The sequence below is a fragment of the Acinetobacter sp. YH12255 genome (assembly GCF_013417355.1).
Taxonomy (GTDB): Bacteria; Pseudomonadota; Gammaproteobacteria; order Pseudomonadales; family Moraxellaceae; genus Acinetobacter; species Acinetobacter pseudolwoffii.
Genome location: NZ_VPEC01000062.1, coordinates 1 through 10159, shown reverse-complemented (window position 1 = coordinate 10159; position 10159 = coordinate 1). Strand labels below are relative to the sequence as shown.

At 43.0% G+C, this 10159-nt stretch carries 13 protein-coding genes; 7 read left to right on the top strand and 6 right to left on the bottom strand.

Translation table 11 applies throughout. The features are described 5' to 3' along the window. The first annotated feature begins 96 nt into the window (after positions 1 to 96). A complete protein-coding gene (locus tag FTV30_RS14600; RefSeq protein ID WP_180001838.1) occupies positions 97 to 570 on the top strand; it encodes a YaaC family protein in 474 nt (157 codons plus the stop codon). 31 nt (positions 571 to 601) lie between these two features. Here the strand turns inward: FTV30_RS14600 and FTV30_RS14595 are convergent. Beyond that, a protein-coding gene (locus FTV30_RS14595; RefSeq protein ID WP_223235881.1) for an IS3 family transposase occupies positions 602 to 1734 on the bottom strand; the annotation gives its coding sequence in 2 pieces (ribosomal slippage) (positions 602 to 1482 and positions 1482 to 1734; 1134 coding nt in all). A gap of 118 nt (positions 1735 to 1852) precedes the next feature. Here FTV30_RS14595 and FTV30_RS14590 point away from each other — a divergent pair. The 3 genes from FTV30_RS14590 (at position 1853) to FTV30_RS14580 (ending at position 3532) form a co-directional block, all read left to right on the top strand. Continuing rightward, entirely contained in the window at positions 1853 to 2332 is a 480-nt protein-coding gene (locus FTV30_RS14590; protein ID WP_180001839.1) for a YaaC family protein, read from the top strand. An 89-nt stretch (positions 2333 to 2421) separates the two neighbouring features. After that, entirely contained in the window at positions 2422 to 2811 is a 390-nt protein-coding gene (locus tag FTV30_RS14585; RefSeq protein ID WP_005095392.1) for a hypothetical protein, read from the top strand. 226 nt (positions 2812 to 3037) lie between these two features. Continuing rightward, on the top strand, positions 3038 to 3532 hold the full coding sequence (locus FTV30_RS14580) for a hypothetical protein (protein ID WP_180001837.1): 495 nt from the start codon (positions 3038 to 3040) through the stop codon (positions 3530 to 3532). Between the two features lie 70 nt (positions 3533 to 3602). On the opposite strand, the gene FTV30_RS14575 is transcribed toward FTV30_RS14580, so the two are convergent. The 3 genes from FTV30_RS14575 to FTV30_RS14565 all read right to left on the bottom strand — a co-directional run bounded on the left by FTV30_RS14575 (position 3603) and on the right by FTV30_RS14565 (position 6241). After that, entirely contained in the window at positions 3603 to 4556 is a 954-nt protein-coding gene (locus FTV30_RS14575) for a 2-hydroxyacid dehydrogenase (RefSeq protein ID WP_180001836.1), read from the bottom strand. Between the two features lie 89 nt (positions 4557 to 4645). Next, entirely contained in the window at positions 4646 to 4843 is a 198-nt protein-coding gene (locus FTV30_RS14570; protein WP_005172920.1) for a hypothetical protein, read from the bottom strand. 126 nt (positions 4844 to 4969) lie between these two features. After that, positions 4970 to 6241 carry a hypothetical protein gene (locus FTV30_RS14565; protein ID WP_159516193.1) on the bottom strand — a complete coding sequence of 424 codons (1272 nt, stop codon included), beginning with the start codon at positions 6239 to 6241 and terminating at the stop codon, positions 4970 to 4972. 113 nt (positions 6242 to 6354) lie between these two features. Here FTV30_RS14565 and FTV30_RS14560 point away from each other — a divergent pair, with 113 nt between their 5' ends. Next, a complete protein-coding gene (locus FTV30_RS14560) occupies positions 6355 to 7131 on the top strand; it encodes a class I SAM-dependent methyltransferase (protein ID WP_074383957.1) in 777 nt (258 codons plus the stop codon). 15 nt (positions 7132 to 7146) lie between these two features. After that, positions 7147 to 7728, top strand: a complete 582-nt coding sequence (locus FTV30_RS14555) for a hypothetical protein (protein ID WP_180001835.1) — start codon at positions 7147 to 7149, stop codon at positions 7726 to 7728. A gap of 157 nt (positions 7729 to 7885) precedes the next feature. Here FTV30_RS14555 and FTV30_RS14550 read toward each other — a convergent pair whose 3' ends face one another. Both FTV30_RS14550 and FTV30_RS14545 read right to left on the bottom strand, forming a co-directional pair. After that, positions 7886 to 9085 (bottom strand): TIGR03862 family flavoprotein, encoded by a 1200-nt coding sequence (locus tag FTV30_RS14550; RefSeq protein WP_180001834.1) that lies wholly within the window; start codon positions 9083 to 9085, stop codon positions 7886 to 7888. Positions 9086 to 9089: 4 nt separating this feature from the next. Beyond that, positions 9090 to 9734 (bottom strand): SAM-dependent methyltransferase, encoded by a 645-nt coding sequence (locus tag FTV30_RS14545; protein ID WP_171063366.1) that lies wholly within the window; start codon positions 9732 to 9734, stop codon positions 9090 to 9092. A gap of 85 nt (positions 9735 to 9819) precedes the next feature. Between FTV30_RS14545 and FTV30_RS14540 the strand changes: the two genes are divergently transcribed. After that, the gene (locus tag FTV30_RS14540; protein ID WP_005095374.1) at positions 9820 to 9993 is read left to right on the top strand and encodes a DNA gyrase inhibitor YacG; all 174 of its coding nucleotides are present in this window, start codon (positions 9820 to 9822) and stop codon (positions 9991 to 9993) included. Positions 9994 to 10159: the final 166 nt, after the last annotated feature.

Below are 10159 nucleotides of genomic sequence, written 5' to 3'. Positions count from 1 at the left end.
TGTTCCATTTTAGAGATTTGTTTAAGATAAGATATAACTCATTGAGATGTGTCATAGTATTCGTCGTTAGAAAACAATTATTGTGACATTATTTCAATGAGTTATCTATTTTTGTCGTGTACAGAGAAAATTTTCTTAGAGCGTTCTTTATATTTCTCATCTTTAGCTGAATCTTTTTATAAAGCCGCTAACAGTATTCTTTTACCAACTCGAGCAACATTACTTTATTATGGGATGCTGAACCTTGTAAAATGCTTTTTGTCCTATAATAAAATTGAATTAGAAACCGTACATGAGCATCATGGTTTAAATTTACCGCTTGGCACAGACAGTACTATTCAGGTAAAGCCAAAATCTAACGAAGGAGTAAATATATTTGCTACTTTTTCTGAAACTCTAGGTAAGAAAATCACTCATCCTTTTAATATTAATTTTCGCCAAGCCGTAACTAATATTCCCGAAATTCATAGTCTATGTCATGGCTTAGGACTTCTACCTAAAAGAAAATTACTACCTATTCAGATAGAAATCTTAACTAACAGAGGTGGTCCCACATGTTTGAACAACTAAAAGCTTATTTATAAGTGATACTCTGCTCTAGTTAAGCTACCTTATTTTGTTGTGGTAGCTGGTCATAGTAAAACTCATCTGGAGTCATTTTGTCCAGACTCGAATGAGGTCGTTTCAAATTATAAAATTCAAAATATGCGTTTAATTGCTTCTTCGCATCCAAAACATTGCTGTAGGCTTTGAGATACACCTCTTCATATTTAACGCTCCGCCATAATCGTTCAACCATCACATTATCAACCCATCGACCTTTACCATCCATACTGATTTGAATGCCATTTGATTTCAATACATCAATAAATGCATCACTGGTAAACTGACTGCCTTGGTCTGTATTAAATATTTCAGGTCGACCATATTTTTCAATAGCTTCATTTAATGTTTCTATGCAAAATGTAACCTCCATACTAATCGATACTCTATGCGCAAGTACCTTGCGGCTATGCCAATCAATCACAGCACATAAATAAACAAAGCCTTTTGCCATAGGGATATACGTTATATCCGTAGACCACACTTGATTACTCCGTTGAATAGCCAATCCTTTGAGCAGATATGGATATTTGCGGTGAGCTTGATTAGCCTGGCTTAAATTTGGTTTGCAATATAACGCATTAATGCCCATTTTCTTCATTAAAGTACGTGTATGACGTCGTCCTATATGATGTCCTTGACGATTCAACAAATCACGCATCATCCGGCTACCTGCAAAAGGGTATTGCATATGTAACTCATCCATACACCGCATCAGCTTCAGATCTGATGCACTCACAGGTTTTGGGCGATAGTAATAACAACCACGGGAGACTTTCAGCAGCTGAGCTTGCTTAGATACTGAAATCTGAAGTGAGTCATCGATTAACTTTTGTGGTTGAAGCGGCCCAGTTTCTTCAACACACCTTCTAAAAAATCAATTTCTAATGCCTGCTCACCGATTTTTGCATGTAGTTTTTTTAAATCGATGGGTGGTTCTGTTGGAGCTTTTGATTGATCGAAAGCTTGCGAGGAAGCTGAAATCAGTTGATTTTTCCAGTCGATAATTTGGTTTTGATGAACATCAAATTCAGCACTCAATTCAGCAAGTGTTTTTTCTGCTTTAATCGCAGCAAGTGCTACCTTAGCTTTAAAATCATTTGAATGATTTCTTCTTGGTCTACGTGCCATAAAATACTCCATATATTGATGTTTATAACATCATTTGGGGAGCAAAATATCACTTATAAGTGTTGTTCAAATTTCCTGATCCACCTCTAACCCTGAACATAATAAATTATTTACCGAAATTCTTATTGATAATGAACAAAAAACCAAAGTTGATATAAACAGATTTCTTAAAAATGAAAGATTAAATTATTTCAAAGAAGGCCTCCCTCGTGAAGGGAAAATAGTATACAGATCCAAGTCTCGAAAGCCTTATACTAGAGAAAATATGAATACGATTTATCAGAATATCCTAAAAGAATATTGTAAATTTGATATTGCACCTATTCTTACAAATACTGGATATCGTTATTACGTTGATTTAAAAACGGCCGAATTACCACACTTATCCTATACTTTATTATGTATGTTCTATCTTGGTACTGTTGCTCGATATAGACCTAGTGAAGCTAATGAACTATTGCAGGGTACATTAAGGCCAATTGTAAGTGAGTTTGTAAATCTCTCTCCTAATCAATTTTTGTATCAACTATGCTCAATATTATTAGAAAAAGAATGTGTTATGCCTTTTTCTTCTATTACACCTATGAATACAATTTAGCTTACCTTGTTGTAATGATGGGAAACTATATGCTTTTCTCTATAGATTCCCTATACTCAACCTAACAACACTCAACAAGAAAGAATCATATGAAATTTAAAGCTCTTATTTTGACGGGTCTTGCGAGTATCGCAGTTACAGCTTGTACATCTGCACCAAAAATCCCGCAGCTTGAAGTTGGCGTCTTACAGGAAGTACAAAACCTCGAAGTATCTCCAGAAACCACCAACAACAAGGCAAAACTGACCAAGTTCCTCGACAAATGCGTGATTGAATTTACCGGCGATCTTGGCAATAACCGTGTCGTTGAACAATGGTCATTTAAAGGCCTTACCCTGATGGATGCAGGTTCAGCAACTTTCCAGCGCGACGGCACCAGCACTGCACAAAAGTTTGATCTACATGCCAAAAATGTACAAAAAAACTTTATTTCACTCCGCCATCACTTTGCCAAAGATGCATTAACTCAATGTGACTAAGCATCCTGCCCTGTTTTTATTCAGAAAATGGGGCAATTCTTTATCTAAAATAAATAAAAACCGGTTTCATATCTCACCGCGCCGTCTTTCATTACAAAAAAGCTAAATTGTACTTCTTGGAAGTGCTCGCGAATCCATCAGATCTTCATTGTTTTCGTGAAATTATCCGCTACACTCAAAATCAAACAAAAGATCGCTATTTGACTACTTCGAGGTCGATCACATTATGATGATGAAAAAAGCTATTATTCTCGGCACTGCATTTTTAATCTGCATTCCGGTATTGACACAAGCTGCAACCGAATCAGAAGCACAAACCAGCAAACCTATTGCGCCATATGGCACCAATCCAAATCTTTTGCATGTCTTTGCCTATAAAGCTCAGGAAGGCGTCATCAATACCGCAGAAAAAGTCGGTGAAGTGACTGAAAAAGGCATTGCCAAAGTCAAACCAGGTGTAGATCGTGCTTGGGGAAATACCAAGGCAGCGGCTTCAGAAACCGCACAAAAAGTCGATCAGGGAGCTACGCAAGCAGCCCAACAAACCAATCAGAAAATCCAGAAAACCAAAGAAGTGTGGCGCGCCAACCCTCAACAAGCAGCACCGATTGTGCAACAGCCTTTGAGTGAATCCTCTGCGCCTCAGCAAACCACAACACCACAGATGCAACCTCAATCCGGTTCCGGCACTGCCACCAGCTATGCAGTGACTGATTTATAAGAAAAGCCCGTCATGGGCTTTTTATTTATCTTTCAGCAAAAAATACTCACTTCAAGAGAAGGGTTAAAAATCAATTCACCTGCCGTATCGGCTGGCCATTTTTAAAAGCTTCAATATTTTCGACCATCTGATTCACAATGCGCTGCCGTGCATCAACACTGCCCCAGGCATTATGCGGCGTCACAATCAGGTTTGGAATTGTAGCATCAAGCAGGACATTGCCTTCTTTCGGTGGCTCAACCGTTAAAACATCGGTCGCTGCACCGGCAATCTGACCCTCACGCAGCGCCTGCGCCAAGGCTGCTTCATCGACAATTCCGCCACGCGCACAGTTAATTAAAAATGCGCTTGGCTTCATGGCTTCGAGTTCAGCATGACTGATCAAATGCCGGGTGTCTTCAGTGAGTGGACAATGCAGACTGAGAAAATCAACTTGAGCAAGCAACTCGGCAAATGCTACACGGGATGCATCTGCTGGACGGTTTGGCAGCGCCGCAATCAGAACTTTCATGCCAAAAGCTTCAGCCAGTTTCGCCACCGCATGGCCCAGTTCACCATAACCGACAATGCCCAGTGTTTTTCCGGCCAGCTCGACAATTGGCGCATCCAGCAAACAGAATTGTGAAGATTTTTGCCACTGGCCTTGTTGTAGCGCACGTTGATAAGACAGAAATGAAGTGGCCAGATTGAGCATTAACATTAAAGTATGTTGCGCAACCGCAGACGTTCCATAGGCCTGACAGTTACAGACCACAATGCCACGTGCTTTGGCTGCTGCCAGATCGACATTATTGCTGCCGGTCGCAGAAATCAGGATCAGTTTCAGTTCAGGAGATTGCTGAATGGTCGCAGCATCAATCAGTACTTTATTGCTAATAATGACCTCAACCTCGGCCACGCGGGAAGCAATCTCGGCAGCCGAAGTCGTTGGATACAACACAAGCGGATCAAAGGCTGCATGCAGTGCCTGAAAGTCCAAATCCTGTTGGTCTAGAGAAGCATAGTCTAAATAAACGGCTTTCATGGCTGTTCCCTCAATCCTGTTGAACCATTGATCTTTATCATTTAAAACAAGTCATTGAGGCTTTTCAAGCAGTTTCCGCTCTGCCAATCTTAATCCAGCGGTTTATCGAGATGATTGCGCAATGAACGCCGGATTTTATAGATCACATACACCGCCAGAATGATCATGAAAATAATCGATGCACTCATCATAATCACGGCTGGATGTACACTTTCTGCATGTGCCAGATTGGGCAGCGCTAAACCGACCATGAAACAGACTTGTATCATCTGGGCAGATTGCATCATATAGAGCCCCCCTGGTTCGTTTCAACTATCGGGAGCAGTACGGGTGGATATTATTTGTACCGCCTATCTCTATATTATGCCTAGCCAATCACATGTCAAGTAATTGTTTTTTATTAAAAAATAAAGCTAGTTTATTTCATTGTGCGTCACAAACTGCGTATTTTTGTCACTTTCATCGATAAAGGCCGCAGCGCCATACTCATTGGTACTTAAATTCAAGTGCTTATAGCTGAACATATAATAATCGCTATAACGTTTCATGAGAATCGGGTGCATGCCCAGACTGAGTTCATCCTGCTCCTTGATCAGTTTCATGACATGCCGGTCATTCATCACCACCAGATAACGCTCATCATTCAAGCTGATGCTCAATAGGCCATTGCCTTTGGCATAAATTGGAATCAGGAATTTATGGTTCAGGGCAATCGCGCCTTCTGCATAACTTTCGATTTTATGACTGATGACATTAAATACCAGACCATGTCCATATTGATCCAGAAGCAACTGACGATTTTCCTGCGGCAAATTGACATGAATGCCGAGCTTGAGCAGGTCATGCTGATCGACCTGTTTATTTTGCAATAATTCTCTTAAGATCACCTGTTTCTGGCTGGCATCAAAAAACTGATTATCCAGTTGCAGATCATTATTTTTCAGGATACGCCCCAAGGCCATACGATGGCGTGGCAAAACATTTTCAATGACTTTGCGATAATAGAACTTGCTGTTTTTCTTGACCCGACGCATTTTCTGGTAAAAATAACTCGGTTCGTAATCATGTACCAAAAAGTCATACAGCAATTCGGAACTGGCCAGAACGGCAATGGCATCATGTCCGGTAAATGGCAAATGCAGCACATGATGCTGCGGAATCAGGGCCTGTAATTTCAGATAATGCGCACGGTCTTCGGCACAATACGGATCATAAACAATAATATATTCGCACGTGCTATCGATATCTTCGGCTTCAACCCGCATTCCTGCATTCAGCTCTGGTTGATAGAACATATTGTAGCGGGCATCGTGTACATCATCCGGATTGATCGAATATTGCGGCACCATCGCCACCACGCGCTGCACGCCTAAGGCGCGGGAATACTTGATCGCGGCATAGCCACCCATCGAGCCACCATAGGCAACCCGCTGCTGAAACGGCGCAATCAGTTCAGCCACTGCCTTTAACATGTTCCACATGGAACCTTGCGGGAACCAGGACTTGTGCTTGGGCATAATACCCAGAACATTGAATTCAAATTTCTGTAGCGACTTTTCTGCATTGATGTTGAGGCCCTTGGCACGGGTAATCAAATCGCCAAATGAAAAAATCAATTCTGAAGATGACCCCGGCATAAAAATCGCGCGTATATGCTCATCTTCAAAAACAATCTGCTTGTCCATAACTTTCCCGTGCTGGTAAATCGAACCCTTCCACAACAATTCAATCAATGAATGCTGTCAAAAAAGTGAATATGCTATTTTATATCGATCAAAAAGATTAAAAAGCGCAAAATATGACACAATCATTACATCCGGCAGCAAAACGGGGTTTTAGTGCATCTGCCGAGCTGTATCAGCAAGTGCGTCCCGATTATCCGGCAGAGATCAGTCAGTGGCTGGCCGATACTTTGACTTTGCCTGTCGATGCGCGTCTTTTGGATTTAGGCAGTGGGACCGGCAAGTTTATTCCTTATTTACGCCCGCTCAGTAAAAACATCATCGCTGTCGATCCGGTTGCGGAAATGCTGGCACAATTAAAACTGGCCCATCCGGACATTGAGGCTGTTGAAGGCCTGAGCCATCAACTCCCCTTGCCTGATCATAGCCTGAATGCGGTATTTTGTGCACAGTCATTTCACTGGTTTGCGAATGCAGAGACCTTACAGGAACTCAACCGAGTCCTCAAACCCGATGCTTATCTGGTTCTGGTCTGGAATCAGCGGGATACCCGGGTAGCCTGGGTTCAGGCACTGGCAGAGTGTATCGCCCCATTAGAAGGTGATACCCCGCGTTATCATAGCGGAGCGTGGCGCAAGGTATTTGAACAACAAACCCTGTTTCAGCCCTATGCCGAAATCAGCATGACTCGGCAACAACAGGGCAGTGTGGAGCAGGTGGTATCAAAACGGCTACTCTCGACCAGCTTTATTGCAGCCATGCCAGCATCCCGGCAAGCACAGCTCAAACAACAGTTTGAACAGATTATCTGGGACTATACAGCCAAAGGTATAGAGGAAATGATTGATTTTCCTTATATTACTCATATATACGTATTTAAAAAAACTAATTAAAAACAGGAGTCAATCATGCATAAAATATCAGGAATGACACGCACTGCCCTGTTTGCAGCAGTCATGCTGCTCATGGCATGTGACCAGAAAACATCAGAAAGTACCGAACCGGCTGCAGACAGTACGGCTTCAGATCAGGTGATGCAGGAACTGAAAACCGAGCCGCTGAAAGACTTCCCCAAAACCACTGAGGATCCACATGATATTGCAGTACTGACCGATTATGAGCAACGTTTTCAGGAAATGAGTGCGGAGCTGGAAAAAGAATTAAACAGCATGCGTGATGAAGACAGCTTGAGTCCGGAGTTTATTCAGCAACGCCAGCGCGATCATGTACAGTCAGCCCTAAATATGCTGAAGGATTTAGAACTGAAAACCGAACAGGGCCGTTATATTCAGGGCATGATGTATCAATATTGGCAACATCAGGACAAATTGGTAAATAGTCCTAAGACTCAAACCAAAACAGTGAATGAGGCCAGTGAAAGTGTCAAAGGTTTAGGAAAATATCTGCATGCGCAAGAGCAACTAGAACGCTGGCGCTCGCAATATCCGGATCTGAATGCCAACACAGCATCTGCCCGCCCAACCAGTTAATTCCATGGAGCTCATTGCTTGCACCAAGCTTGACTAAAATACACAGCGAACATCTAAGCTCAACGGGTGCATACAGGCACCTTGAATAAGCATGATACTGTCCAGGCTTGGTCTGCATTTCAGAATAAAGTCTTTTTCTCCCTCAGCATAAAATGACTTAGCTGGCCTTTAGGAACTGATGCACCCCTTCACCTGCCGCCCGGCCTGTAGCAAAACAGGCTGTCAGCAGATACCCTCCAGTCGGTGCATCCCAGTCCAGCATTTCCCCACAAAGAAATACATACGGATTGGATTTAAGTTGGAGCTGTTCCGACAGCACTTCACGCTTGACCCCACCTGCACAGCTAATCGCTTCTTCAATCGGACGAAAGCCTGTAAGTGGAATGGTCAAATGTTTTATCTGCTTGGCTAATTCAGCAGCATCTTGCCACCAAGTCTTGGCCACCAGTTCACGCACCAAAGCCGCTTTGGCACCATCCAATCCGGCTTTACGCCAAACATTGCTTAAAGACTGCTTCTTAGTCGGCTGTAATTTTTTCGCCAATTGCCCCACACTTTGGTCAGGAAATAAATCCAGACTCAGTTGCATTTGCTGACCTTGTTTTAGCTGTTCGCGTAAACCTCTTCCCTGCTTATAAATCAAACCACTTTCAAGCCCATAATGACTGATCACAATGTCACCCGTGGTTTTTTCACCTTGCCCGACCCAGGCTTCTACACGTTTTAAAGGCTGACCAAAGACTGGCTGCATGAACTTGGACCATGGATATTCCACCCCGGCATTACTGGCCTGAAAAGCCTCAATCTCATCGGGTTTTAACCAGGCTTGCCATGCGCCGTCACTGCCCAGTTCTGACCAGGATATTGCGCCACAGGCCAAAATAATTGCATCAAATTTTTCAGTGCGAAGTTCATTATTTTTTAGATCGTGCAGCTCAAGCTGTTGCTGATGCAGTCGGCTGACTTTATGCCGGTAATGAAACTGGATGCCATGACTGGCCAAGCGCTTGAGCCAGGCACGCAGCAAGGGAGCAGCTTTCATCTCTGTGGGAAATACCCGACCGGATGAACCAATATAAGGCTCAATGCCTAGTTCCTGCATCCAGTTTTGAATCCAGACAGCATCCCACTGTTTGACCCATGGCGACAACCACTCCACCTGATCATAACGCTGTACAAACTGTGGCACAGGCTCGGCATGGGAAATATTCAGGCCGGTTTTACCTGCCATCAGAAATTTACGCGCAGCAGACGGCTTTTGCTCATAGACATGCAGCTCATAATCAAACTGACTGAGCACTTCTGCGGCCATTAACCCGGCAGGGCCAGCGCCAACAATGGCAATACGTTTGCTCATCTGATTATTCCGCGATGCTAGCATTCTGCCCTTGCAAAGGCTGGAAATCATCAAACCGTGTCACATAAGCTTCAGGTTTAGTAATAATAAGTTGCTGACACAATTCCCCACGTTCCAGATATTTAATTTCAAAATGGGTGCGTGCTGAATCCTGGGCAATGACTTCTTTAATAAAAGGTAATTTCCACAGTTGTTCTGCCTGCTGTTCTGCTTCTTCGATATAGGCAGGAATATTACTGGCCAGTGTAATGGTTCCACCCGTCTTTAAACGGGAAAGTAAAAACTCAAAAAATGGCATATTGACCCAGCGCTGCGCCGGATTATGCGGTTCCGGATTTGGATACAAAATAAAGAATTGTTCTACCTGCTCTGGATACAATGCATGCACGATCCACGGCAAAGCATCGGCATGAACGGTCTGTAAATTGGCCTGACCTTCAATCCCGTGCTGTTTTTGCATGGCCAGGAATTTTTCGCGGGTACGTTCAATCGCAATCAGTTGAGTATCGGGGTGGGTCTTGGTAAATAACAAAGCATGTTTGCCTTTACCCGCCCCGACTTCGATGCAGACCGCTTCAGGACTGATGCTTTGAAAATCACGGGGTGCATGCATACGCTGTGCTTGAAATTGACGAATCGGCATAATCAGATCAAACTAATAAAAACCGCATAAGTCTACCAAGTGCGGCTATATTTGCCTAATCGAAGCTTTATTTTTCTTTGGAGTTGATCTCATGCCCACTACTTTAAACTGTCCGCGCTGTGGCAAACTGACGACCTGGGAAGAGAATGATTTCCGTCCTTTCTGTTCAGAACGCTGTAAGATGATTGACTTGGGCGCATGGGCCAATGAAGAATATAGCTTGCCTACTCAAGATGCACCGCAGGCGGACACTTCTGAGGATTAGAAGTTCTTTGCAGTAAAAAATATTTCTAAACTGAAGACTATTAGGACTTACGCATTGACGGATTCAAAAAAGTATTAAAATACTTTATAAAGTATCTGTGATCAGACGAATTAAACATGCTTCTACAGCAACTTGTACATTACCCATTTATATGGGCTTTCTCATG

What these genes read in the sequence shown, in the direction of transcription:
- FTV30_RS14575 (WP_180001836.1), bottom strand. Translation starts at nt 4,556, where the DNA reads ATGAAAGCCGTTTATTTAGACTATGCTTCTCTAGACCAACAGGATTTG.
- FTV30_RS14585 (WP_005095392.1), top strand. Translation starts at nt 2,422, where the DNA reads ATGAAATTTAAAGCTCTTATTTTGACGGGTCTTGCGAGTATCGCAGTT.
- FTV30_RS14555 (WP_180001835.1), top strand. Translation starts at nt 7,147, where the DNA reads ATGCATAAAATATCAGGAATGACACGCACTGCCCTGTTTGCAGCAGTC.
- FTV30_RS14600 (WP_180001838.1), top strand. Translation starts at nt 97, where the DNA reads ATGAGTTATCTATTTTTGTCGTGTACAGAGAAAATTTTCTTAGAGCGT.
- FTV30_RS14565 (WP_159516193.1), bottom strand. Translation starts at nt 6,241, where the DNA reads ATGGACAAGCAGATTGTTTTTGAAGATGAGCATATACGCGCGATTTTT.
- FTV30_RS14550 (WP_180001834.1), bottom strand. Translation starts at nt 9,085, where the DNA reads ATGAGCAAACGTATTGCCATTGTTGGCGCTGGCCCTGCCGGGTTAATG.
- FTV30_RS14580 (WP_180001837.1), top strand. Translation starts at nt 3,038, where the DNA reads ATGATGATGAAAAAAGCTATTATTCTCGGCACTGCATTTTTAATCTGC.
- FTV30_RS14560 (WP_074383957.1), top strand. Translation starts at nt 6,355, where the DNA reads ATGACACAATCATTACATCCGGCAGCAAAACGGGGTTTTAGTGCATCT.
- FTV30_RS14570 (WP_005172920.1), bottom strand. Translation starts at nt 4,843, where the DNA reads ATGATGCAATCTGCCCAGATGATACAAGTCTGTTTCATGGTCGGTTTA.
- FTV30_RS14540 (WP_005095374.1), top strand. Translation starts at nt 9,820, where the DNA reads ATGCCCACTACTTTAAACTGTCCGCGCTGTGGCAAACTGACGACCTGG.